Raw genomic sequence first — 24,103 nt, forward strand, 5'->3', positions numbered from 1 at the left:
AGGCGGCGGGGTTGGTCAAGGGGGAATTCCTTGTGCTTCCTGAAGGCAGGTCGGATCAGCCCAGGCTTCCGGCCTGCCGTCTCCGGGAAGGCCGCATCTGCCGATCACACACCTATCGCCGGAACCCTGGATAACGGATTCCGTGTTGAACAGCTTCCTTACGGAAAAGGTGCGTTGAGGTGACGAGAAAACCTTGAATTGTTTCGGAAATTTATTCATAACACGCTGAAACGGTTGCTATCTAGGACAGTTATAAAAAAATGTCAACATAAATTCACCAGGGCCTCATCCCCGGCCGACCACTGGCTTCACAAGCCCCGTTCAGAAAACAGGCTCCAAGACATTTTCTTGACTTGCAGAAGGTATTTGTCCTAAGGTCAGCGCAATCATTTTATTATATTTCAGGAAAGTATCCAACCGGGCAAAGCATGCTGTCGGTCGCCATTATCACAAAAAACGAAGAAAACAACATCGCCCGCTGCATCGAGAGCGTTCGGGACATTGCCGATGAGGTCATCGTAGTGGACTCCGGCTCCAGCGATCGGACGGTCGAAATCGCCTCCAGCCTCGGGGCGAAGGTAACCCATCAGGATTGGCTGGGCTTCGCCCGGCAGAAAAATTTCGCGGCCGCTCTCGCTGAAATGGACTACGTTCTGATGCTCGATGCCGACGAGGAAGTCTCCGCAACGCTGAGCCGGTCCATCCTGGAGGCCCTGCGGGAAAAGCGCTTCGACGGATGGGAGCTCAACAGGAAAACCTATTACCTGGGAGATTTCCTGAACCATGTCTGGCACCCCGAATGGCGCCTCCGCCTCTACCGGAAGGGTAAGGGGGAATTTCAGGGGGAGATCCACGAAAAAGTCGTCTGCGAAGGCAACATCGGCAGGCTCCAGGGCGATCTCCATCACTACTCCTACAAGAGCCTGGAGGATCAGATGCTTCGGCTTGTCCGCTATGCGGAACAATCGGCGAAACTCATGCAGAAGGACGGGAAGCGGTTCCGGTTTGTCAACCTGTTCTTCAACCCCTGCTGGGCCTTCGCCAAGGTCTTGATCCGGGGGGGCATCCGGGACGGATATCGCAGTTTCCTCATTGCCGCCTTCGAGGGCATCTACACCTTCTTGAAATACGCCTTTCTTCTTGAGGAAGAATTGAGGAAAAGGCAGGGAAAGCGCCTCTGGCAATGAAGATCGCCCTGATTCGAGAAAAATACACCGATTTCGGCGGGGCGGAACGCTATGTCGCCTCGCTGGCTGAAAACCTTGCCCTGCGGGGACATGAGATCGAAATTTTCGCCAGCACGTGGAAAACCCGGAGCGAGGAAGGGCCTTCGGAAGCACTCGCCTTCCGGCCGGTTCTGCGCCGAGTGCCGGTTGTCAAAGGCCCCTCCTTCCTGCAGATCCTCAGCTTCGCCTTCAGCGTTCGAAAGATGCTTCAAGGGGGCCGTTACGACATCATCCACAGCTTCGAGCGGACCCTGTATCAGGACATTTACCGGGCCGGTGACGGCTGCCACAGGGAATGGCTCATCCAGCGCCGGAAAATCGATCCGCCCGGCAAAGGCCTTCTGCACCGGATCAACCCGCTGCACAGGACCCTCCTCTGGATTGAAAAGCAGATCTTCAGCGAAGAGGGCTGCAGGGCCGTCGTGGCCAATTCCCGGAGGGGAAAAAAGGAGATCATGACTCACTACGGCGTCCCGGACAACAAGATTTCCGTCATTTACAGCCCCGTCGAGAGAAATCGCTTTTCCTGCGGCAGAAAGCTGGAAAGCAGGGAAAAGCTTCTTTCGCAATTAGGCCTGAAACCGGAAAGCGCCCTTCTCCTCTTTGTCGGCTCCGGTTTTCAGCGAAAGGGATTGGCGGCGGCCCTGAGGGCCCTGGCCCTTCTTCCCTCCCCGGCACACCTCATAGCCGTAGGAAAGGACCGTCTTGCCCCCTACAGGCGCCTGGCAGAAAGCCTGGGGGTCGAAAACTCCGTTTCCTTCACGGGGCCCATTTCCGACGTGGCTCCGTACTACCAGGGGGCCGACCTCTTCATCTTCCCCACAATCTATGAACCATTCAGCAACGTGTGCATCGAAGCCATGGCGGCAGGCCTGCCCGTCGTCACCTCCCGGATCAACGGGGCCTCGGAGATGATTATCGAAGGGGAAAACGGCCATGTCATCGAAGATCCTCTCGACCCGGCGGAAATCGCGGCAAAGATCCGCGCGGGGCTGGAGATCTCCGGAAGCCGGATTGCCGATGCCAACCGGTCAATTCTGGAGCAGCTTACCTGGAAACATCATCTTGACCAGGTCCTGGATTTATACGAGGCCGTGCGGGACGAAAAAGGAGCGGACCGGAGGAGGATCACGCCATGACCGACGGTTCTCCCCGCATTCTCGTCATCAAATTGCGCTATCTGGGAGACGTCCTGCTCACCACCCCGGTCTTTGACGCCCTGAGATCCCGGTTTCCCGATGCCTTCATCGCAGCGGTCGTCAATAAGGGGACGGAAGACATGCTGACGGAAAATCCCGCCATCGACAGGATTTTTACCGTGATCAGGGATTTTAGGCCCCTGGCGGATCTGCGGAAACAGTTCCAGCTGATCCGTGAGATTCGTGCCGCTCATTTCGATGTGGTGCTTGAACTGACCCATAACGACCGGGCGGCGGTGCTGGCCTTTTTGAGCGGCGCCGGAAAAAGGTTGGGCTACAAGCCCAAAAAAAGGAAACGATTCCGTCGTTCACTCCTGCTGACGGACTTGGTGCCCGTCGGGAAAAAGCTCCACGTCATTGATCGTCATCTGGAACTGGCAAAAGCCATGGGATGCTCCGTTCTCCCGTCAAAACCGACCCTCTACTGGACTCCTCAAGATCAAAGGTCCTGCGGGGAGATCTTAACGAGCAGCGGCGTACCCGGAAAGGCCCCCTATGTCGTTCTTCATCCTTCGTCCGCGGCAACCCACAAAGTCTGGACAGCGGAGGGCTATGCCGAGCTCTGCGACTACCTGTCGGGAAGAAAGTCTCTCCGGACCATCCTGATCTGCGGAAAGGATAAGGAGGAACTCCGCTTGAACCGTGAGATATGCGCCCTGTCCGAAAGCCCCCCCCTGGATCTCGGTGGCCGGCTATCCCTGAAGCAGACCGCCGCCCTCCTTTCTGAAGCCCTTTTATTTATCGGCATCGACTCAGGGCCCATGCACATGGCCGCTGCCGTTGGCACGCCCGTCGTGGCGATTTTCGGCCCGTCACGGCCCTGGCGATGGGGACCCCGGGGAGCGGGGCAGGTCATCATCCAAAAAAAATGGGATTGCGTCCCCTGCGGCAAGAAGGGCTGCCGCGACGACGGCGGCGAAAGCCGGTGCCTGATGGAACTGACCCCCGATGAGGTCCTCCTGGCCGTTGAAAACAGGCTGGACGAGATCTTCCGGACGCCCGCCCCGGCCTTTCCCGCGGAAAAAGAGGTCCCATGACGGAAAAAATACAGGATCTCGGAACGTTTGACGGGATTGAAGGCATGGAGCGGCTTCGCCTGGAAGCGGAAGATCTACTTCTGCGCTCTCCCAAAATCGTCATTGCCGTTGCCGGACTGCCGGGCAGCGGGAAAACGGTTTTTGTGAAAGATTTTGCCCGGTTCGGCTTCGGCCGCCTCGGAAAAAGGAACCTTGTGGTTATTGACGACAACACACTGTATTCGACGCCTTTCTGGAGGCTGACGTGGAAGAAGCTGAACCTTCGCAAAGAGTCCTGGCAGGATTTTTTAGCTTCCCGGGACTGCAGAGCGGTGATCTTCTCGAACTGGGTCCCCAGCCGCTTTCTCGATTCTGTGGACATCCTGGTGAACCTTGCCGTTCCCGAACCCAGGAGGCTTTCAAGATTGAGGAAAAGAGAAAAAAGGCATCCGGAGAAGTTCGAAATTCAGCAGAAAAAGACGACCCTCCCCGTCGAGCCGCCCTTTTCGGTCGGTCGGTCTATGACGATCATCAACGACACCCGCATCTCCTTTCTCTGGTGCCTGTTCTGGATGCTGCGCCGAGGCCTTTCCCTGTGAGGCACAGAATGGAGGGAAACACAAGGGTGCTCTTCTGCGGTCCCATCGATCAGCCGCTCAATTCGGGCAGGTACATGATCGCGGGAATGCAGCAGCTCGGATACGAGGTGATCGGCTATGATTACCGATCCCATGCGTCCTGCGAACAGGAGCTGATGGAGATCGTCGAGAGCAGAAAACCCGGGTACGTCCTCACCCTGAAAGGAGAGAAACTTCCCGCCCGGCTCATTGAGCATTTCAGGCAAAAGGGCTGCACGACGATCCTCTGGCTGACAACGAGCGTCCTGGAAGACTGGATGCTTCCATTCGCCAAGGTCCATGACTTCGTCGTAACCAATACGGAAGACATCAAGATCTTTTTCCGCCGCAACGGGGTCAAAAACACTCGCTGGATCCATCAGGGGTTCGCTCCGGAATTCTTCGGCATTCCCGGTCAGGAATCTGTCAGAAAGGGCAGCCCCTGTGCAGAAGCGGCCATGATCGGCTCCATGGGGTATCCGATCTATAAAAAGCGCAGTGAACTGGTGATGCTTTTAAGGAAAAAGCAGGTGGACATCAAGTGGTGGGGGCCCCGTCTCTCCAGGCAGTGGAAAAACCTCTCCTATTTCTGCGGAGGCGTCCACCGGGCATGGGCGGGAAGAGAAGTCTACATGAAAGAGTTTTGCGATGTGGTCAGAAATGTTAAGATCTTCATCGGAGAGGATGCGGATATCCCCATATCGGGCCTTTACCTGAGCAACAGGATCTTCGCCGTTGCCGGGTGTGGCGGTTTTTATCTCGGGAGGAAGACCCCGGGGATTGAAACGGCCTTTGAAATCGGCAGGGAGGTTGAGGTTTTTGAATCCGATGATGAGCTGATCGAAAAGGTGCGCTTTTATCTTGAACATGAAGAAGCCAGGGAGCGCATCGCCTCCGCAGGGCAGAAGAAGGTCCTGTCGCACTATACCTACAGGCAGCAGATGGCCAAGATATTTGACTGGATTCAAGAAACGGGTCAGGAGTAAAGATGGGTAAGCCGGGCATTTCCGATTATGATGAGTACTGGGATGATCGTATTGAACGGAAGCATTATCAATATACGGATGTCCACCAAAAGATTGTCGAGGTCGCCCAAGGCGTCCTCGGAAACGAACAAGCGCGCGTTCTGGACTGCGGCGTCGGTCCAGGCCACGTCTATCGCGAACTTTCAAAACTCTATGAAGCATACGGCCTGGAAATCTCGGAAAAAGTATTCGGTCTTTACAGATTCGACACCTCCCGCATCCAGATCTGGGACCTCAACAATGGACTGCCCCCCTTCGATCCTCCTCTGGACCTGATCATCGCCAGCAGAATCGTCCACCATCTGGACGATCCCATCGGCTTTCTGGGGCATGTACGGAAAAACTTAAGGGAAAAAGGCTGGTTTATCGGGGTGATCCCGAATATCTGTTATTATCATCACCGGATTAAATTTCTCCTCGGGAAATTTCCTCCGATTTCCGGAGCCCATGTCAACTTCCAGACGGGTCCAACCTTCGAAAAAATGGTCGTGGCGCAGGGATTCGAGCTCCGGCAGTTGATCACCCCCAAAAAAACGATTCGGGCCAAATTCTGGCCGACGGTCTTCAGTCAGGATCTCATCTATGTATTCCAGAAATCGGACCCGTGATTTTCTGAGCCGGCTGGCGCCTTATGGCCTGAAGTCCGTTCACAGCAACGAGGCCTTTCGCATCCCCCAGAATGGCCGGTTCCTCTTCCTGAAGGTGTATGGCCCGAAGAAGCCCAGGATTTTCTATGAACTTCGCAGCAGACTGGACGCAATCGGCATGCGCCAGCCGATTGAGTACCGCGTACCGCCAAGGCGGAAAGACTTCGAAGAGGCCTGCCTGAAGCACTGGAGAGAAAAGGGCTTTTCCGTGCCGCACCTTCTTGCCTCCCCCTTTCCGGAATACGAGGGCGTTCCGCATCTCTGTACGACATTCATTGAAGGCGTCACCATGAAATCCATTCTGTCGCAGGGCTATTTTTCAGCCGAAGGCCGCCTGGAAATCTTTTTCGAGGATCTTTTCAGGCGGCATGCCCTTGCGTTCCGGACCAGCGACACGCTTCTCTTTCACATCGACGCCAATACGCAGAATATTCTTGAGGCGGGAAATCAATTCTACCACGTCGATTTTGAAATGGGTCGCCCCTGGGAACGGCCCATGGAATGCGCCTGCCGTGAAATAACAAAGCTTCTCATTTCCATGGGTCAGGACCTGCCTTCCGGGGAGAGAAATCCGCTGTACCGGCTCTTTAAAAAGGTGTACCGGAACAGGGATCTGCTGGATTTTCTGGACCGAAGCATCCATAGGCGGCCTTTTCAGAATGTTCACCGCTGGCGGAACAGAAGGAAAAAAGAGGAAGATCCCAGGCGGGTGACTCTCTACGACCTGGCGGAGGCTCTGCAGGATACCACGGAGGAGCGTCCGCAGACCCCGCCAATCAAAAAAGAATCCCATGACGGATGTCTTCCATGAACGCCCCAGGGGATATTTCCGCAATTGTTGAACAAAGGCTCTGCTGCTCCTGCGGAGCCTGTGCCTGCGTTTGTCGGCAGGAGGCCATCTCCTTCAAGGAAACCCCGGGCGGTCATCTCTTCCCCGAAATTGACAGGAAAAAGTGCTCCGCCTGCGGCCTCTGCTACCGAGTCTGCCCCAGCGTGACCGTCGGCACGGAGATGCTTTCCGCACTGAGCACCTCTCCTTTCGAGGGGAACGCCCTGGAGTGCCATGTCGGCAAGGCGGCAGACAAGGAGATCTATGCCAACAGCCAGAGCGGCGGCATTGTTTCCGCCCTTCTCCTTTATCTGCTGGACTCCCGTGAGATCGAAGCGGCCGTGGTAAGCGCCATGGCTCCGGGAGATCCCCCCCGGCCGATCGTTCTCTGCGCCAGCTCAAGGGAGCAGATCCTTTCCGCACAGAAATCAAAGTATTGCCCCGTTCCCGCCCTCGAAATCCTCGGTGAGGTGAGAAGGAGCAAGATCCCCGTCGCCCTCGTCGGCCTCCCCTGCCATTTCCACGGACTGAGCACCATGGCGGACATCGATGTGTCGCTGTCCGGGCTTGTGAAGTACAAAATCGGGCTGGTCTGCGACCGCATTTTAACCTACAGCGCCATCGACTATCTGATCCGGCAGGCAGGCCTCGCGGCAAGCGGGACAGTGCGCTTCGACTTTCGGGACAAGGCCTGCCGGGGATACCCGGGAAATGTCGTCATCGGCCCTCCTGGCCTGGAACCCACGGTGCTTCCCGACGGCGCCCGAAACCGCATCAAGAACGCCTTTACACCGGCACGGTGCAGGATCTGCTTTGACAAAATGAATGTACTGGCCGATCTCACGGTCTGCGATCCCCACGGCCTCAGGAAAACCGACCGCAAAGGGGGCGAATCGGCGGTCATTGTGAGGACGGAACAGGGCCGGACGTTGATCCGCAGGGCTGCTGCAGACGGACGTCTCCACCTCAGGGCAGCGGATCACAGGGAAATCATGGCAGGCCAGAGGATCGACCGGAAGCGGCGCGAATGGAGGGGCTATACGGAGGCGTGGCATGGATTCGGAATGGAGCTCCCTGCGTTTTATCCCCACCTTGCCGAGGTCACCGAATATATCCCGGACGATATGTACAGGGCGAATCTCCTGCCTTCGCTGGCCCTGGACAGCCACACATCCCGGGACGCGCTGTTCGCGTCGGTGGAAGACATGCTCAAGCAGGGCGGATCAGGGGAAAGGGGCCGGGAACGGCCCTTCCAGCGGATCCGGAACGCCCTGGAAAACGCGCTTTCTGCGTTGAAAACCCCTTCCAGCGCGGAAGCCCGGAAGAGCGGCCGGAGAACGCCTGCCGACGGTCGCAGGCCCGACGGGGCGCCCCCACAGGGCGGGCAGCGGCAGAAGGCGAAAACGGCACAGGGGGAGGGATCATCCATGCTGATCGAGATCAAGGGGGCCGGTTTTACCAACAAGGGGGCTGAACTGATGCTCCATGCGGTCCTGCAGGCAGTCAAGCCCGCCATTCCGGAGGCCTCCTTTGCAATGGCGCCGAGATACGGACAGCCCTCCTTCTTCGCCAGGGGCAGGCTGGGCCTGCTTCAGAAGGCCACGCTCAGCAGGCACGGCATTTCATGGGATTTCATCGGGAAGATGTTCCCCGGGGAAATACGGGAAATGTACGGCGTTGTCCTTGACGAGGAGATCGATGTGATCCTGGACGTTTCCGGTTATGCCTATGGAGACGCCTTCGGAGAGCACAAAACGATCCTGATGGCCAAGCAGAGCCAGGCCTGGAAGCGCCAGGGGAAAAAGGTCATTCTCCTCCCCCAGGCCCTGGGACCCTTCAGCAGCCGGCGCATCCGGGATGCGCTGAAGAGGCTGATCGATCATGCCGATCTCATCTTTGCCCGTGACCCGGTTTCCTATGCCTACGTGAACGATGTGGCCGCAGCGCCCGCAAATGTCAAGATCGCACCCGATTTTACAAATCTCGTCTCCGGCACGGTTCCGGAGCAGTGGAACGCAGAGGAGCACCAGGTCTGCATCATTCCGAGCCACCAGATGACGGACAAGACGTCCAGTGCCGAAGGAACGCAGTATATCCCCTTCCTCGCCCAGTGCGTAAAACATCTGGAAGCGAAGGGGATCACACCGTTTCTTCTCATCCACGGGGGAAGGAAGGACTTCCCCGCCGCCCGGCAGCTTCAGGAGGCGGTCAACCGGAAGATCGAAATCCTGGCCGAACAGGACCCCTTGAGGATCAAAGGAATCCTGGGGACATGCGATCTCGTCATCGCCTCACGATTCCACGCTCTCGTGAGCTCCCTGTCGCAGGGAGTTCTGTGCATCGGCGCCGGCTGGAGCCACAAGTATGAAACCCTCTTCGCTGATTACGGCTGCCCGGAACTGCTGGTGCCCATTGAGAGAACCGGGGGAAGAATCGGGGAAATGATCGATACGGTCCTGGACCGGGGGGAAGGCGAAAAAATCCGGATGAAGGTGCGCACCTCGGCAGAGCGGCAGCGCGAGCGAACCGCCTCAATGTGGAGGGAGGTCCTGGAAATGATCAAACCCGGCAGCGCCAAGGCGAAGGGATCCTCATAACGCTCCGGGATTTTTCTGTGACGCTGCCGCATCGGGCCGGCATACAGTTGCCCGTCGGCCCTGACGGCATTTATTTCCCGACGCGGACCGAAAAGAGGCGGAAAAGCCCATAGGCGTAAAACAGGATAAAAAGGCCCAGGAAGCACTCCTTCAATTCCCCCGAGGCATTGCCCAGAACCAGCCATCTCGGTGTCTGTGCGAAGAGATGCTCCCCGATCCTTTCCGGAAGGGAAACCAGGTTGGCCGCGGCGGCAACAAACAGGGTACCCCCGGGGGGGATCAGGCGGCGCAGGAACGGACGGTTCGGCCAGGATTCCCGGCGGTCAGCATACACCCCCAGCAGTCCGCCCAGGACGACGCCGACCGAGAGGAGCTGCCTCGGTAGCTTGTCGAACACAATTTCCCAAACCCCCGTAAGATTATGTAAATTCGGCTCTTTCTGGTCATTCAGGGCCATCCATTCCTCATTGACGTCGTAGCCCAGCAGATGATAGCCCCAGCTGATTTCTTCACCGAGGAAGTAGACGGCACCGACCGCAAGGATCAGCAGCCACAATTTTTCCCAGAGCCATTCCGCCTTCTTCAGACACACCAGGAACAGAACAATCGCCGCCAGAAGGAAGAGATTGGTTGCATTCTCAACAAGTCCGTGCTCCCGGTACACCTCCGCTCCGTTAAAGACGGAATTCATCTTCTCGACATAGGTATAAATCCACAGCAGGACGGGAAGCCCACAGGCCAGCCACAGGGGGAAATGGATCCTTTTGCTCATAGCACTTGTCACCTTGAACGTTTCGTTGCGCCGGCAGAACGCGGTTTCGTCTTCCACCGTTGATGCACCCAGAACCACTGTTCCGGGTGCATCCTGACGACTTCCTCGATGACGTCCGTGTAGCGCTGGGTGTTCGCCACAATATCCGCTTCCATATCGCCGGTGTCGATCGTCTCCAGTTCAGCGCCTATCTGAAGCAGGTATGTTCCATCCCTCTGCCGGGAGAGGAAGCATGGCAGGACGGGGGCTCCTGTGCGGAGGACCAGGTACGCCAGCCCCGCCGACGTGCAGGCCGGCCGGTTGAAAAATTCGACAAAGCAGCTTTCCTTGCGGTCCCAGTTCTGATCGATCAGCAGCCCCAGGGTTTTTCTGCTCCCCAGACACTTGAGCATCTCCCGCAGGGCCCGTTCCGCGGCGATAAACCGGTTTCCCGTCGATGACCTCACCCGGAAAACGAGATCTTCAATCACGTGGTTGTCGAAAGGCCGATACAGGACCGTCATGGAGTCACCGACAAGGGGAAAGACGGCGGCCATCAACTCCCAGTTGCCGAAATGACCGGTCAGCATGATCACCCCTTTATTCTTCGCCTTGGCCTTGACATAATTTTCCATGCCCTGGATGTTCATGATGCGGGAAACCCTTTCGGCATTCAGGCGGGGGATCTCAACAAATTCGGCCATCAGGATGCCGAAATTGCGGTAAACGCCTTTTGCGACGGCCACAATCTCATCTTCGGATTTTTCGGGGAAGGCGTGATGGAGATTGTCCAGGGCGATAATGCGCCTTCCTGGAATCAGGTAGTAGAACAAGAGGGCAAGATGGGCGAAGAAGAATCGTCTTACCGCCAACGGGATGATCTGCAAGAGGGACAGGACAACGGTTGTTGTCAGGGACCTTTTCATGTCTATGTTGTCCAGCAGGATGAATTTCAGGAAATTCGGTCGAATCGGGCGGATGAAAACAAGGATCGATCCCTGTTCGGCTCCCGGCCGTCCCGATTATACCCCGTTACACCCGATACATGAGGTCCGATGTATTATAGAAAAACCCGTCTCTTGTCAACCCAAACCAACCCATACAGTCCTCTGTTTACCGCAACGTCCTCATTTTATTTTATTGAAAAAATTACTCTTGCTGTGTTAAGAGGGGGCACGATTTTGAGGAGGCTTGGGATAAAAGATGAATCTTGGGCAGATGCTGGAAGAAACCTGTCAACGCTATCCAGAGCATGTCGCAGTCATTTCGGAAGACCGGCCGTTTCCCTATTCTGTGTTGAACGACGCGGTCAACGCCCTGGGCAACGCCCTCAGAGAGCTGGGCGCGAAAAAGGAAGACAAGATTGCCATTGTTCTGCACAACTGCCCCGAGTTTGTCATTTCCTATTTTGCCGCTCAGAAAATCGGCGCCGTGGCCGTAACGCTCAACACGGCATCAACGGCCCATGAGCTTCAGTATCTCCTGGTAAACTGCGAGGCCCGGATCCTCATCACCACGGCATCCAATGCCGCACGTTATGAATCCATCCTGGACAAAGTCCCCCTGTGCCGCCACGTCATTGTCACCGACAGGACGGAGCCGGCCGTGCCGGCCTCTCCGGATGCTTCCGACTTCTGGTCCCTCATCGGGCATTCTTCCTCTTCCCTTGAGCTCCCCGATCTAGCCGACGACGATCCCGCCGTCATGATCTATACGTCCGGTCTGACGGGAAGGCCGCTGGGCGCGGTTCTGACCCAGCGCAATCTTGTCTCGCAGTCCGCCCTGCTGGGAAATCTGTGCCATGTCAACAATGCCGACCTGGGCCTTTCGGTTATTCCTCTTTTCCATTCGTTCGGAGCTGTCGCCAACATGCTGGGCACCATCCGTGTCGGAGCCGGCCTGGTGCTGATGGATCATTTCAGTGTCGACGAAATCTTCCAGGTGGTCTGCCGGAGAAATGTTTCCTTTATCGCCGCCGTTCCCCGCCTGTTCCTGGGAATGCTTTTTCATGAGGAGGCAGACCGGTACGATATCCGCTCCCTGAAATTCTGCATCACCGGCGGTGCAACCATGCCCCCGCAATACGTTCCCGAATTCAACGGAAAATTCCATACGATTCTCGTCGACGGCTACGGTCTGACGGAATCTTCACCGGTGTGCACCCTGAGCAGGCCTGACGGGCCCCAGAAGCCCGGCTCCATCGGAACAGCGATCCCCGGCGTGGAAATCCGCATCGTCAATGAAGAGGGCGCGGAATGCCCCCATGGGGAAGTGGGGGAACTGGTCCTTCGGGGGGAAAACGTCATGAAGGGCTATTACAGGGATGAAGCGGCAACCCGGGAAGTGATGAAGGATGGCTGGCTTCACAGCGGGGATCTGGCCTATCGGGACGAGGAGGGGTTCTTCTTTCTCACCGGCCGCAAGAAGCGGATGATCATCACCAGCGGCTTCAACGTCTATCCACGGGAGGTCGAAATGGTGCTGGAAAATCATCCCGCCGTGCGGGCGGCCCGGGTGATCAGCAAGCCGAACCTTCTGCGGGGGGAAATCGTCAAAGCCTTCATCGTCCGGGATTCGGCCTTCCCCGTCGAGAACAGACAGATTCTCCGGCACTGCCGGACGTATCTCTCCTCCTACAAGGTGCCGCGGGAGATCGAATTTGTAGACTCCATCCCGAACCTTTAAGAGTTTTTTGCATCAGCAATATTTCAGATACTAACATCCAAGAAAGGAGATTGCTAAACATGAAAGATGTTGTCATCGTAAGCGGCGCCAGAACCGCCGTGGGATCGTTCGGTGGTTCGCTCAAGGGCGTAAGGGTTACAGACCTGGGAGCGCTGGTCATCAAGGAGGCCATCAAGAGAGCGGGATTGCGTCCGGCCATCAGCGACGCCGTCAAAGCCTGCCGTTGCGACACCTTCGGCGATTTCGACATGACCGAAATCAACAAGAAGTACTATGACTACGATTCATCCCTGAACCCCGTCTATTTCGACGAGTGCATCATGGGAAACTGCCTGACGGCCTCCCTGGGACAGAATCCCGGACGCCAGTCCAGCATCTATGCAGGTCTGCCTGAAGAAACGAACACGATCACCGTCAACAAGGTCTGCGCCTCCGGAATGAAAGCCATTGTCCTGGCGGCCCAGGTCATCAAGGCCGGTGATGCGGACATCATCGTGGCGGGCGGAATGGAAAACATGAGCAACGTCCCCTACGCGCTGCCCGATGCCCGATGGGGATACCGGATGAGCATGCCCACAGGCTCCATTGTCGACCTCATGGTCCATGACGGCCTCTGGGAAATTTTCAACGGCTATCACATGGGGTTCACGGCGGAGAACATCGCCGCCCGCTACGGCATCAGCCGACAGGCCCAGGATGAGCTGGCCCTCATGAGCCACCAGCGAGCCCGTGCGGCCATCACCAGCGGCGCCGTTGCCGATGAAATCGTCCCTGTCCCGATGCCCACGAAGAAAGGCGCACCCCCGCAGTTCTTCTCCGTGGACGAGCGCCCCATGGACACCAGCATGGAAAAGATGGCCAAGCTGGCAACCGTCTTCAAGAAAGATGGAACCGTCACGGCGGGCAACGCCTCCGGAATCAATGACGGTGCGGCAGCCGTCGTCGTGATGAGCGCCGACAAGGCCAAGGAACTGGGTCTCAAACCGCTGGCCAAGATCAAGGGCTATGCCTCCGGCGGCGTCGATCCGGCATACATGGGTCTCGGTCCGATTCCGGCAACCCGCAAGGTCTTCAAGCAGCTCGGTCTGACCATGAAGGATATGGATATCGTGGAATTGAATGAAGCCTTCGCATCCCAGGCTCTGGGCTGCGTCCAGGAGCTGGGCGTGGATATGGACAAGTGCAACATCAACGGCAGCGGAATCTCCATCGGGCATCCCGTGGGCTGCACCGGCGCCCGGATCACCTACAGCCTGGCCATGCAGCTCCAGAAGAAGGATGCGAACCTCGGCCTGGCGACGCTCTGCATCGGCGGCGGACAGGGAATGGCCATCGTCCTTGAAAGGGCGTAGCGTGAGTTGCGGATCTTGAAATAAGAACGATTGCCCAACAGGGCAATAAAGTGTAATATCGAATGCAGGGGTGAGGAGATAAACCGCCCCTGCATTTTTAAATCCAAGGAGAACCCCATGAGCCCTCAATGGATGGATAAACTAGTCATTCCGAGCAGGACGAAAATCGTCTTTTTGATTATGGATGGTCTGGGCGGTTTACCTGCGGAGGGCAAACCGGGAACGGAACTGGAAACGGCAAACACGCCCCATCTGGATGCCCTGGCCGGAGGAGGGGTCTGCGGCCTCCTGGATCCTATCGCCCCCGGGATAACGCCGGGCAGCGGACCGGCCCACTTTGCCCTTTTCGGTTATGACCCGGTCATCAACAATGTGGGACGAGGGCTCCTCTCCGCCGCCGGCCTCGATTTTCCCATGACGGAACGGGATCTCTTCATGCGGGTCAATTTTGCCACGCTGAATTCCGACGGCCAGGTCATCGATCGCCGGGCAGGCCGCATCGATACGGAAACCAACGAACGCCTCTGCCGGAAGCTGGATGCAGGCATTCGTCCTGCTCCCGGAACGGAGGTCTTTTTTGCCACGGAGAAGGAGCACCGTGCGCTGATTGTGCTTCGCGGGGACAATCTCCGCGAGGAAATTTCGGAAACGGACCCGCAGCAAACCGGCCTTCCCCCCCTGGCCCCGGAAGCGCTGATAACGGAGGCCTCAGGTACGGCTGATCTGCTGGCGGATCTTCTGAATCAGGCGAAAATGGTCCTGGCCGATGAACCCAAGGCCAACATGATTCTCCTGAGGGGCTATTCCCGCTATCATCGATTTGACTCCATGTCGGAGCGGTTCGGCCTTTTCCCCGTGGCTATTGCAAGCTATCCCATGTACCGGGGAATTGCCCGGCTGCTCGGAATGGCCGTTTACTCGCCGACGTCCACCCTGGAGGAAGAGATCGCGGCCCTGGAAGCAGCCTGGCAGGATTACGATTTCTTCTTCGTGCACGTCAAGCCGACGGACTCCCGCGGGGAAGACGGCAATTTTGACGCCAAAGTGAAGGCCATTGAAGCGGTGGACGCCCTGATTCCCAGAATTACGGCACTATCTCCGGATGTCCTGGTCGTCACCGGTGACCACTCCACCCCTGCCGCCCTGGCCTCGCACAGCTGGCATCCTGTACCCGTTCTTCTTTCGGCCCGAACCTGCCGGCCTGACCGGGTGGAGCACTTCGGTGAAGGAGACTGCCTGTCTGGAGGGCTGGGAAGAATGCCTATGTCTTCTCTCATGACCGTTGCCCTGGCCCATGCCGGACGCCTCACAAAATTCGGGGCTTAAAAATTGCGCTTCCCGTCCTGTTTTGCCCCGGAATCCCGAAGCTCACGGCGCAGGGGTTTTCCCACAATGGATTTCGGCAACTCCCTGCGGAACTCCACCAGGGCGGGACATTTGTAAGCGGCAAGCTGAGTGCGGCAATAATCCAGCAATTCTTCCGCGGTCGCGCTCTCCCTTTCCCCGAGCACAACGAAGACCTTGACCTTTTCCCCTTTGAGTTCATCGGGGATTCCCACCGCACAACTCTCTGAAACTTTCGGGTGGCTGTTCAGCACCTCTTCAATCTCTGCAGGGTAAATGTTGTATCCCCCGGAGATGATGAGATCCCTTTTGCGATCCACGAGGAAGACATAGCCGTCATCGTCCATGACGGCGATATCCCCGGTATAGCACCACCCGTCCCTTAACATCCCTGCCGTTTCTTCCGGCCTCCCCTTGTAACCTTTCATGATCTGAGGCCCCGCGACGATCAACTCTCCCCGCTTCCCCAGTGGTACATCCGTTCCACCCGTTTCAGAATCCACAATCCGGCAGCGGGTATCGGAAATGGGTATTCCCACACTGCCGGGTTTTCGCCTGCTCTCCCCGTCAAAGGGATTGATGAGGGTGACGGGACTGGTCTCCGTCATTCCGTAACCCTCGACAATTCTCACCCCGGTTTTCTCTTCAAAATCCCGGAGGAGGCTGCCTGAAAGAGGTGCACCGCCGGAAAAAGCCCCTTTCAGGCAGCTCATGTCCGTCTTCCTCAAGTCAGGGTGCTTAAGCATTCCGGCCAACATGGCCGGAACAAGGGGGGCAAAGGACGGACGGTACGTCCGGATCGCCTCCAGCAGATGCTCTGCTTTGGGCCTTGGAACGAGAATTTGACACCAGCCCTTGTACAGAGACAGGTTCATGGCCGTAGTCATCCCGAAAGCATGGAAATACGGCAGCGCACCCATCATGATTTCTCTGCCCCTCTTGAATTGGGGAAACCAGGCGGCGCATTGCTGAACCTGCAGGCTTAGATTGGCATGAGTCAGCTCCACCCCTTTTGGGATCCCTGTTGTCCCACCAGTGTAAGCATAGACGGCCACATCCTCCAGATTCGACAATTCCCCGGTCGGAGCCGCAGCCGACCGGCGAAGGCATTTTTTCCAGTATACCAGGTCCTTCGCCCTATCGACCGGTGCGGACAGCTTTTTCCTCCTAGCAAAAATATGGAAAAGAAGTTTCTTCGGAAGGGGCAGATAGTCGCCCAGGGAAGCGATCACAATGCTCCTGATCCCGGTCCTCCTCCGCAATTGAATCCCCCTGTTTCCAAAAAGATCCAGGGTAATCAGGGCACAGGCCTCGGAATCATTCAACTGGTATTCCAGCTCACGGTCCGTGTAAAGGGGATTATTCATGACAACGATTCCGCCGATCCGGAGAACGGCATAATAGGAAACAACAAAGGGAATGCAATTGGGCAGCAGTAGTGCTACGGCCTGTCCCTTTCGCACGCCTGAATTCCTCAGAAAAAGGGAAAATCGTTCGATTTCCTTCTGCAGCTTCTCATAATTCATGACATATCCCTGGTAAAGAAGCGCACGTGAGCCCGGATTCTCGGCTGCTCGCTCCCTGAGAATATCAGGCAGGCATAATTTTTCAAAGTCGATGTGCTCCGGCACGTCACTCCTGTAAGACTTAAGCCAGGGCTTGTCAGAATATCCGATGGATTGCCTCACGTGTCCACACCTCCCTGGAAGGCTGCCCCTTCCTGGTTTCCGGAAGGGCTGTCTCTTGCCGGGATGCAGAAATCTCCCTTCCATTCTTACCGCATTGACGGTCAGCTGTCATGAAAAAAAACAGAGAAGGCCCCTGTCTTTTGTGGCAGGGGCCTTCTTCAATTCCTCATTCCTCAGCTGCGGATCAACGCGTTACTTCGTGCCGCGGCTGAGATATTTCATTTTTCTCGTTCAATTTCCTGGACTGGCATGCACCTCTTTAGGCGCCTTCCTCTGGACTTGCCTCCTTAGCCGGCTCGATGTCCATCGCCTTCCAGACGATCTCGGCGATATCCAGAGAAACCATGGTTTCCTCTTTCTTGCGGTCCTTGATTCCGTCGCTCATCATCGTCAGACAGAAAGGGCAGCCCACGGCTATCGTATCGGCTCCCGCCGCAATGGCCTGATCGGTTCTCATATCATTGATGCGCTCTCCGATATCCTCTTCCATCCACATCCGGGCGCCACCGGCACCGCAGCAGAAGCTTTTTGCCAGGTTCCGCTCCATTTCAGCCAATCTCATGCCAGGTACCGCCTTCAACACCTTTCTCGGTTCGTCATAAACCTTGTTGTAGCGGCCCAGGAAGCAGGAATCGTGATACACAAAGGTCCCGTTGACCGGGTTCTTCAGGGTGATTTTGCCCTTGGTAATGAGGTCGGCAAGAATCTCGGTGTGATGATAGACTTCGAAATTGCCTCCGAAGTGAGGGTAGTCCTTCTTCAGGGCGTTGTAGCCGTGCGGACAGGTGGCGATGACCTTCTTCACACCGTAGCCGTTCATGGCGTCGATGTTCATCTGCGCCAGGGTCTGATAGAGGTATTCGTTTCCGCCCCTCATGGCCGAGTCGCCGCAGCAGCTTTCTTCCGTTCCCAGGATGCCGAATTTCACTCCGGCTGCCTGCAGGATCTTGGCAAATGCGATGGTGACCTTCTTGCCGCGGTCGTCAAACGAACCGGCACATCCCACGTAAAAGAGATATTCCACGTCGGGGTCTTCCGCCAGTGTCTTTACGCCGAGATCCTTCGCCCAGTCGCCGCGGAGGTGGGATCCCACGCCCCAGGGATTGGAATTGTTTTCCATATTCCTGTAAGTCAGCTGGAGCTCACCGGCAAAATCAGCCTCGGTGAGAACCTTGTATTGCCTCATATTGACGATCTTTGGCACGTGCTCGATCGAGGCGGGACAATTTTCCATACAGTACATGCAGTTGGTGCAGGCCCAGAGCTCATGCATGTCAATGACTTCACCCACCATGGCCTTTTCCGCCTCGGGAATCTGGACTTCACCGCCAACTCCGGCAGCTTTCTGAGCCGCTACAAACTGAGGGGCCCTTTCTTCCCAATAGGTCTTCAAATCCTGGATCAGTTTTTTCGGTGACAGGGGCTTCCCGGAAAGATAAGCGGGGCATCCGTCCTGGCAACGGCCGCAGCGTGTGCAGGAATCGAGGTCAAAATTCTGTTTCCAGGTAAACTCTTCCAGTTGGCCGACACCGAACGTCTCCGCATTTTCAAAATCGCGGATGGGTTCAATCGTACCGGTGGGCTTCATATCCGTAAAGAAGTGATTTGCGGATGTCGTGAAGATATGGAGCAAGCGGGAGAAGGGAATGTAAGCAATAAAGCCCAGGGCGATAAACGTATGAAGCCACCAGAAGAACTTATGGGCCGCTTTCGCTGTATCGGTTTCCATGCCGGTGAAGAAGTGCGAAAGGAAATATCCCACGAAGGACCAGTATTCCCATGGTGTCTCTTCGAGCGTGACGGAGATTCTCAATCCTTCAATGACAAATCCCGTAACAATGATCGCTCCAATGAGCAGCAGAACGATCGCATCATCGGGGCGATTATCCGGAACGCCCTTGTAACCAAGCCGGTCGGGTTTTGCCAAATACCGCCTATGCACTGCCATGATAACGCCGACAAGAACAGCCAGGCCGAAGACCTCGTAAAGGAATGAAGCTGTCAGATAAACCTTTCCTCTCAGAAAGGCCACGCCGAGTGGCTCGGTAATGTGAAACTCCGTCGCATCGAAGGCCGCCCCGAAGATAAGCACAAAAAATCCAAAGAAAATCAATCCATGCATGATGCCGGGATAGGCGTCGGCTGAAGTTTTTACCTGCAACAGCGCGTTTTTCAGCAGCAGTTTAATCCTTTCGCCCATGTTGTCCATTCGCATCTCGGGCTTTCCCATCGCCTTCCACATCTGGTAGCGGCGATAAAGTCCGTAGCCGAATATACCCAGGGCTACCGCCGTAAAAAGAAAAAGGAAGGGCTCAAAATGTATATCATTCCAGTTTGCATTCCAGAAGATCTCCCTTCCTTCACTTCCAATACCTATAGGCTGTACCATAAACTCCTCCCCATGTTCCATAGCGGCCAGCCTTCAGAATTCAGCCGCCTCCTCGCGAGAAAAGGCGGCTGAATAATAAACGCTGGCCACTATCTTATGCTATCCCAGAAGTTTCTTGCACTCTTTTGCCAATTCCGGGACGATTTTATAGAGGTCATCAACAAGCCCGTAGTCCGCTTTTGAGAAAATCGGAGCCTCGGGGTCTTTGTTGACGGCCACGATATACTTCGACGAGCTCATTCCGGCCAGATGCTGAATGGCGCCGGAAATGCCGCAGGCCACATAGAGGTTCGGGGAAACGACCTTACCGGTCTGCCCTACCTGGTCCGTCTGCGGACGCCAGCCTGAATCGACGGCTGCGCGGGATGCGCCGACCGTGGCACCCAGGATGTTCGCAAGTTCTTCGAGAATGGCATATCCTTCCGGACCGCCCATTCCTCGACCGCCGGAAACGATGATGTTGGCTTCCGTCAGGTCGATCTTGCCGCTGGTGTCCTTCTGAACTTCAACAACCTTCGTCTTCAGCTGGGCGGGATCCACTCCGGCATCAACCTTCGTGACGGCGCCGGCCTTGGCGTTCTCCACAGCGGGAAACACGTTGGGACGAATAGATGCCATCTGCGGGAAGCTGGCGGTGACTACCTCACCGAAGCATTTGCCCGCATACATCGGGCGAACGGCAACCATCTTACCGTCGGCAATTCTCAATTCCGTGCAGTCCGTGGCCAACCCGGTGGCCAGCTTGCCTGCTACACGCGCTGACAGATCCTTGCCCTGCGCCGTGGCACCGAAGAGCAGAATCGCCGGATCGTTTTCCTTGACGATTTTGGCTACCGCTGCTGCATACGCATCGGTCGTATAGGGTTCCATGGCGGCATCGTCCACCACAAATACCTTGTCAACACCGTATTTCCCCAGTTCGCCTGCTATTCCTTCAACACCTGAACCCAGCAGAATGGCGCCAGCTTCGTCACCCAGTTCATCTGCCAGCTTCCGGGCCGTGCTCGCAAGTTCATAAGAAATCTTGCGGAATGCACCGTCCCTCTGCTCTGCTACTATAAATACACCTTTTGCCATGTTGATTTTCCTCCGCTAATTCAATAATTAGATGACCTTCGCCTCTTCTCTCAGCAGTTTGGCCAGTTCTGCAGCCTTTGCCGCCGGTTCGTCACCGCTGATGATCTTTCCAGGAGGTCTGGCCGGAGGCGGCACCATTTTGACGACCTTGGCCTTTGACTCCAGGGTCACACCCAGATCGGCCACTTTTTTCACATCGACAGGCTTCTTCTTGGCTTTCATGATGCCGGGCAGCGAAGCATAACGGGGTTCGTTCAAACCCTTCTGCGCCGTAACCACGGCCGGCAGGGCGGCTTCGATGACAAAGGAGGCGCCTTCCACCGGACGTACGACCTTAACGGTCTTCCCGTCGGATTCCGCCTTGGTGACAACCGTCAGCTGGGGAAGATCCAGAAGTTCCGCCAGAATGGCCGCTACCTGGCCGGAGTCATCATCAATGGCTCTCTGACCGCAGAAAATGATGTCATAGGGAATCCCTTTGATTGCCGCAGCCAGGACGGAGGCGGTTGCATAGGCGTCCGCTCCCTCGTAGGCCGGGTCATCAATGTGAATGCCTTTGTCCGCGCCCATGGCCAGGGCGGTGCGGATGGACTCCATCGCTCTTCCCGGACCGAAGCAGACGATGGTGACATCCCCGCCGAACTTCTCCTTATACTTTAACGCTTCTTCAACACCGAATTCATCATAGGGGTTCATGACCCACTTGATGCCGGATTCATCAATGCCGGAACCGTCCGGCTTTACCTTGATCTGTGCTTCCGTATCCGGAACCTGCTTTACACATGCAACAATATTCACATGTCCTCCTTCCGGGATGCTCCTCATGACGGATTGTTTCTCCGACATGGGCATCCAACCTCGAAATTTTTTCTGTTATAGCGTCCGGCACTGAATCCTTTATGATCAGGAAACAGCGCCGGTCGTTACCTCAAATTACAGTCTGTTCTTTACCAGATCATCCACAACGGCGGGATCGGCCAGCGTGCTGGTGTCTCCCAGGTCGTTGAGCTCATTGGCGGCAACCTTCTTCAGGATGCGCCGCATGATCTTGCCGCTTCTCGTCTTGGGCAGACCATCCGCCCACTGGATCTTCTCGGGGGTGGCGATGGGACCGATGATGGTCCGGACGTAAGCGGTCAGTTCTTTCTTCAGGTCATCGGACGGCTCGAAGCCGCTCTTCAGGGTGACATAGGCATAAATGGACTGCCCTTTGACCTCATGGGGATAACCGACCACTGCGGATTCGGCAATCTTCTCATGGGCATTGAGGGTCGCCTCGATCTCGGCGGTCCCCATACGGTGGCCGGAGACGTTGATGACATCGTCGATACGACCGGTGATCCGGTAATAGCCATCCTTGTCGCGCAGGGCGCCGTCACCGGAGAAGTAATAACCCGGATAGGGTTCGAAATAGGTTTCCTGATAACGATTATGGTCGCCGTAGATCGTCCGGGTGATGCCTGGCCAGGCGGTCTCGAAGCAGAGGGCGCCGCTGGCTTCCATGGCGGTCTTCAGTTCGCCGGTCTGATCGTCAACCAGAGCGGGAACAACGCCCATGATGGGCAGGGCCGGTTTTGCCGGTTTGATATCAATGGCGCCGGGCAGAGGCAGGATCATGTGTCCGCCCGTTTCGGTCTGCCACCAGGTATCGACGATCGGGCACTTGCTGCCGCCGATCTTCTCGTAGAACCACTGCCATGCTTCGGGGTGCAGGGGCTCACCCACGGAGGAGAGAACTCTCAACGAGGACAGATCGATGCCCTTGAGCCACTCGTCGCCTTCCTTGGCGATGGCGCGGATGGCCGTCGGCGCCGTATAGAAGGATGTGACCTTGTACTTCTCGCAGACCTGCCAGAATCGGCTGTAGGTCGGGTAATTGGGAACGCCTTCGAACATGATCGAGGTCGCCCCAAGGGTAAGGGGTCCATAGACGACATAGCTGTGGCCAGTGACCCAGCCGATGTCGGCGGTGCACCAGTGAACGTCTTCATCATGGAGATCGAAGGCGAACTTGGAGGTGTAAGCGGCATAGAGCAGATAGCCGGCCGTGGTGTGGAGGGCGCCCTTGGGCTGTCCCGTGGAACCGGAGGTGTAGAGGACGAAGAGGGTGTCCTCCGCATCCATCTGCTCGCATTCGCAGTTGGCGTCCACCGTGGCCATTTCATCATGCCACCAGAGGTCTCTTCCCGGAGCCATTTCGCACGCAATCTTGTCGCCCACGCGCTGAACAACGATCACCTTTTCGACGGTGGGGCATTCCTTCAGGGCCACATCGGCGTCCTTCTTCTGGGGAACGGCCTTGGCGCCGCGGAAGGTACCGTCGCAGACCACCAGGAGTTTCGCCTGGGAATCCTGAATACGGACGGCCAGTGCGTCGGAGCTGAAACCACCGAACACGATGGCATGGATGGCGCCGATGCGGGTACAGGCCAGCATGGCGATGGCGGCTTCAACCACCATGGGGGTGTAGATGCAGACGCGGTCGCCTTTCTTGACGCCGTGCTTCTTCATGACATTGGCGAACTTGCAGACTTCCGTATGGAGATCCTTATAAGTATAGGCCTTCTGCTCGCCGGGTTCATTGCCTTCCCACTGGATGGCTACTTTGTCGCCCTTCGTCGCCAGATGGCGGTCCAGACAGTTATAGGAAACGTTAAGCTTTGCACCTTCAAAAAACTTCGCATAGATGGGGCCTTTGCGAATGTCAAAGTTGTAATCCATGACCTTGTCCCACTTCTTGTAGAAGGTCAGGATTTCATCAGCCTGCTTCGCCCACCATGCTGCCGGATCGGCAATGGATTCCGCATACAGCTTGTCATACTCTGCCCGGCCCTTCACCCAGGCTTTTGCCAATATTCTCTCAGGCACCGGATAGAACTCTTTCAATATCGACTCTTCTCCCATTTTTACCTCCCTTTAAGGTTTTGATAGTTTGAACACTGGTGCTTCTTGGACATTTCTAAACTGGGATGTACCCATACATCTCTTAAAGCAGTCTTGAACCCTGCGCAAACCCACCCCGTGACTCTTCATTTGCCGGATCATAAAGAAAGCATGGGCGATGGATATAACACACGAGGGGCAAATCTCTAATGAACAAAATAAAAACGTGTATTAAATAAGGATTTTTTACCCCGGCGAGAATGCACGCGAGGGAAATAATGGCTACAAACCACGGTGTTACGCGCCTTGCACTATATCAATGCGCCTTTGATGTCAAGTAATATTTTCGGCCCCGTACAGTGGTAAAGATTCACTCCCTTCCCGCAAAGTGTGTCTTTTTTGCCACGTTTGGCTTTTGGCATCTCCATAAACCGCTTTGGGCAACCACCACCTGCCCTTCAGGGTTGAAACGCCGTACAGGATGCTTTGAGATGGAACGAAGGGGTTTATTTTCTTCCTTTATTTAACCGGTTGCATACCGCCTGAAGCCGGGGGCGGGCAGGCTCTTCTGAGATAATCTCCCGGGAACTTCTCTGCTGGTATGCAATCTGCAGGAGTTTTTCACCATCAGGAATGAGTTCAGGCCTTTTGCGGTTTTACCTTCATTCTTGACAGGGCTTTGCCTTCGGTGTTAGTTAGACGCGAAATGTCATTTGCAAGCGCATCATCAAATAAATTCGCGAAAGGGGGTTGGTGCCGGGAATAAGGAATTGAAGAG

18 protein-coding genes are annotated in these 24,103 nt (G+C 56.2%); 11 read left to right on the forward strand and 7 right to left on the reverse strand.

What is annotated here, in order from left to right:
- Positions 1-428: 428 nt before the first annotated feature.
- From ACJ77P_RS12440 to ACJ77P_RS12475, 8 genes are read left to right on the forward strand one after another with little or no spacing between them, the layout of a single operon-like run.
- Positions 429-1,187, forward strand: a complete 759-nt coding sequence (locus ACJ77P_RS12440) for a glycosyltransferase family 2 protein (protein WP_408998414.1) — start codon at positions 429-431, stop codon at positions 1,185-1,187.
- Entirely contained in the window at positions 1,184-2,365 is a 1,182-nt protein-coding gene (locus ACJ77P_RS12445; protein WP_408998415.1) for a glycosyltransferase family 4 protein, read from the forward strand. The genes ACJ77P_RS12440 and ACJ77P_RS12445 overlap by 4 nt, the downstream gene beginning before the upstream one ends.
- On the forward strand, positions 2,362-3,462 hold the full coding sequence (gene rfaQ, locus ACJ77P_RS12450; protein WP_408998416.1) for a putative lipopolysaccharide heptosyltransferase III: 1,101 nt from the start codon (positions 2,362-2,364) through the stop codon (positions 3,460-3,462). Before ACJ77P_RS12445 ends, rfaQ begins: the two co-directional genes overlap by 4 nt.
- Entirely contained in the window at positions 3,459-4,040 is a 582-nt protein-coding gene (locus ACJ77P_RS12455) for a hypothetical protein (protein WP_408998417.1), read from the forward strand. Before rfaQ ends, ACJ77P_RS12455 begins: the two co-directional genes overlap by 4 nt.
- An 8-nt stretch (positions 4,041-4,048) precedes the next feature.
- The gene (locus ACJ77P_RS12460; protein WP_367359951.1) at positions 4,049-5,044 is read left to right on the forward strand and encodes a glycosyltransferase; all 996 of its coding nucleotides are present in this window, start codon (positions 4,049-4,051) and stop codon (positions 5,042-5,044) included.
- Positions 5,045-5,046: 2 nt separating this feature from the next.
- Positions 5,047-5,691: a class I SAM-dependent methyltransferase gene (locus ACJ77P_RS12465; protein ID WP_408998418.1), complete on the forward strand. Its 645-nt coding sequence runs from the start codon at positions 5,047-5,049 to the stop codon at positions 5,689-5,691.
- Positions 5,666-6,541, forward strand: a complete 876-nt coding sequence (locus tag ACJ77P_RS12470) for a hypothetical protein (protein WP_408998419.1) — start codon at positions 5,666-5,668, stop codon at positions 6,539-6,541. Before ACJ77P_RS12465 ends, ACJ77P_RS12470 begins: the two co-directional genes overlap by 26 nt.
- Positions 6,538-9,156, forward strand: coding sequence for a polysaccharide pyruvyl transferase family protein (locus tag ACJ77P_RS12475; protein WP_408998420.1), 2,619 nt, complete (start codon positions 6,538-6,540; stop codon positions 9,154-9,156). The genes ACJ77P_RS12470 and ACJ77P_RS12475 overlap by 4 nt, the downstream gene beginning before the upstream one ends.
- Before the next feature lie 70 nt (positions 9,157-9,226).
- Here the strand turns inward: ACJ77P_RS12475 and ACJ77P_RS12480 are convergent, their stop codons facing one another.
- Together ACJ77P_RS12480 and ACJ77P_RS12485 are read right to left on the reverse strand one after the other, a co-directional pair.
- A complete protein-coding gene (locus tag ACJ77P_RS12480) occupies positions 9,227-9,928 on the reverse strand; it encodes a hypothetical protein (RefSeq protein ID WP_408998421.1) in 702 nt (233 codons plus the stop codon).
- An 8-nt stretch (positions 9,929-9,936) separates the two neighbouring features.
- Positions 9,937-10,833: a lysophospholipid acyltransferase family protein gene (locus ACJ77P_RS12485; RefSeq protein WP_408998422.1), complete on the reverse strand. Its 897-nt coding sequence runs from the start codon at positions 10,831-10,833 to the stop codon at positions 9,937-9,939.
- 277 nt (positions 10,834-11,110) lie between these two features.
- Between ACJ77P_RS12485 and ACJ77P_RS12490 the strand changes: the two genes are divergently transcribed.
- The 3 genes from ACJ77P_RS12490 (at position 11,111) to ACJ77P_RS12500 (ending at position 15,270) form a co-directional block, all read left to right on the forward strand.
- On the forward strand, positions 11,111-12,592 hold the full coding sequence (locus tag ACJ77P_RS12490; RefSeq protein ID WP_408998423.1) for a class I adenylate-forming enzyme family protein: 1,482 nt from the start codon (positions 11,111-11,113) through the stop codon (positions 12,590-12,592).
- A 59-nt stretch (positions 12,593-12,651) separates the two neighbouring features.
- Complete coding sequence (locus tag ACJ77P_RS12495; protein ID WP_408998424.1) at positions 12,652-13,944, forward strand: acetyl-CoA C-acetyltransferase; 1,293 nt, start codon at positions 12,652-12,654, stop codon at positions 13,942-13,944.
- Positions 13,945-14,061: 117 nt separating this feature from the next.
- On the forward strand, positions 14,062-15,270 hold the full coding sequence (locus ACJ77P_RS12500; RefSeq protein WP_367359959.1) for a 2,3-bisphosphoglycerate-independent phosphoglycerate mutase: 1,209 nt from the start codon (positions 14,062-14,064) through the stop codon (positions 15,268-15,270).
- Here ACJ77P_RS12500 and ACJ77P_RS12505 read toward each other — a convergent pair.
- From ACJ77P_RS12505 to acs, 5 genes are all read right to left on the reverse strand, one after another.
- Complete coding sequence (locus tag ACJ77P_RS12505) at positions 15,267-16,976, reverse strand: long-chain-fatty-acid--CoA ligase (RefSeq protein WP_408998425.1); 1,710 nt, start codon at positions 16,974-16,976, stop codon at positions 15,267-15,269. The two genes, ACJ77P_RS12500 and ACJ77P_RS12505, sit on opposite strands and share 4 nt — an antisense overlap.
- A 259-nt stretch (positions 16,977-17,235) precedes the next feature.
- A complete protein-coding gene (locus ACJ77P_RS12510; protein ID WP_408998426.1) occupies positions 17,236-19,365 on the reverse strand; it encodes a heterodisulfide reductase-related iron-sulfur binding cluster in 2,130 nt (709 codons plus the stop codon).
- Positions 19,366-19,464: 99 nt separating this feature from the next.
- On the reverse strand, positions 19,465-20,442 hold the full coding sequence (locus tag ACJ77P_RS12515; protein ID WP_367359962.1) for an electron transfer flavoprotein subunit alpha/FixB family protein: 978 nt from the start codon (positions 20,440-20,442) through the stop codon (positions 19,465-19,467).
- Positions 20,443-20,469: 27 nt separating this feature from the next.
- Positions 20,470-21,240, reverse strand: coding sequence for an electron transfer flavoprotein subunit beta/FixA family protein (locus ACJ77P_RS12520; RefSeq protein ID WP_408998427.1), 771 nt, complete (start codon positions 21,238-21,240; stop codon positions 20,470-20,472).
- A gap of 135 nt (positions 21,241-21,375) precedes the next feature.
- The gene (gene acs, locus ACJ77P_RS12525) at positions 21,376-23,346 is read right to left on the reverse strand and encodes an acetate--CoA ligase (protein ID WP_408998428.1); all 1,971 of its coding nucleotides are present in this window, start codon (positions 23,344-23,346) and stop codon (positions 21,376-21,378) included.
- Positions 23,347-24,103: the final 757 nt, after the last annotated feature.

It is taken from the genome of Syntrophus buswellii (genome assembly GCF_046097065.1).
Taxonomy (GTDB): domain Bacteria; phylum Desulfobacterota; class Syntrophia; order Syntrophales; family Syntrophaceae; genus Syntrophus; species Syntrophus buswellii.

What these genes read in the sequence shown, in the direction of transcription:
- ACJ77P_RS12440 (WP_408998414.1), top strand. Translation starts at nt 429, where the DNA reads ATGCTGTCGGTCGCCATTATCACAAAAAACGAAGAAAACAACATCGCC.
- ACJ77P_RS12445 (WP_408998415.1), top strand. Translation starts at nt 1,184, where the DNA reads ATGAAGATCGCCCTGATTCGAGAAAAATACACCGATTTCGGCGGGGCG.
- rfaQ (WP_408998416.1), top strand. Translation starts at nt 2,362, where the DNA reads ATGACCGACGGTTCTCCCCGCATTCTCGTCATCAAATTGCGCTATCTG.
- ACJ77P_RS12455 (WP_408998417.1), top strand. Translation starts at nt 3,459, where the DNA reads ATGACGGAAAAAATACAGGATCTCGGAACGTTTGACGGGATTGAAGGC.
- ACJ77P_RS12460 (WP_367359951.1), top strand. Translation starts at nt 4,049, where the DNA reads ATGGAGGGAAACACAAGGGTGCTCTTCTGCGGTCCCATCGATCAGCCG.
- ACJ77P_RS12465 (WP_408998418.1), top strand. Translation starts at nt 5,047, where the DNA reads ATGGGTAAGCCGGGCATTTCCGATTATGATGAGTACTGGGATGATCGT.
- ACJ77P_RS12470 (WP_408998419.1), top strand. Translation starts at nt 5,666, where the DNA reads ATGTATTCCAGAAATCGGACCCGTGATTTTCTGAGCCGGCTGGCGCCT.
- ACJ77P_RS12475 (WP_408998420.1), top strand. Translation starts at nt 6,538, where the DNA reads ATGAACGCCCCAGGGGATATTTCCGCAATTGTTGAACAAAGGCTCTGC.
- ACJ77P_RS12480 (WP_408998421.1), bottom strand. Translation starts at nt 9,928, where the DNA reads ATGAGCAAAAGGATCCATTTCCCCCTGTGGCTGGCCTGTGGGCTTCCC.
- ACJ77P_RS12485 (WP_408998422.1), bottom strand. Translation starts at nt 10,833, where the DNA reads ATGAAAAGGTCCCTGACAACAACCGTTGTCCTGTCCCTCTTGCAGATC.
- ACJ77P_RS12490 (WP_408998423.1), top strand. Translation starts at nt 11,111, where the DNA reads ATGAATCTTGGGCAGATGCTGGAAGAAACCTGTCAACGCTATCCAGAG.
- ACJ77P_RS12495 (WP_408998424.1), top strand. Translation starts at nt 12,652, where the DNA reads ATGAAAGATGTTGTCATCGTAAGCGGCGCCAGAACCGCCGTGGGATCG.
- ACJ77P_RS12500 (WP_367359959.1), top strand. Translation starts at nt 14,062, where the DNA reads ATGAGCCCTCAATGGATGGATAAACTAGTCATTCCGAGCAGGACGAAA.
- ACJ77P_RS12510 (WP_408998426.1), bottom strand. Translation starts at nt 19,365, where the DNA reads ATGGTACAGCCTATAGGTATTGGAAGTGAAGGAAGGGAGATCTTCTGG.
- ACJ77P_RS12515 (WP_367359962.1), bottom strand. Translation starts at nt 20,442, where the DNA reads ATGGCAAAAGGTGTATTTATAGTAGCAGAGCAGAGGGACGGTGCATTC.
- acs (WP_408998428.1), bottom strand. Translation starts at nt 23,346, where the DNA reads ATGGGAGAAGAGTCGATATTGAAAGAGTTCTATCCGGTGCCTGAGAGA.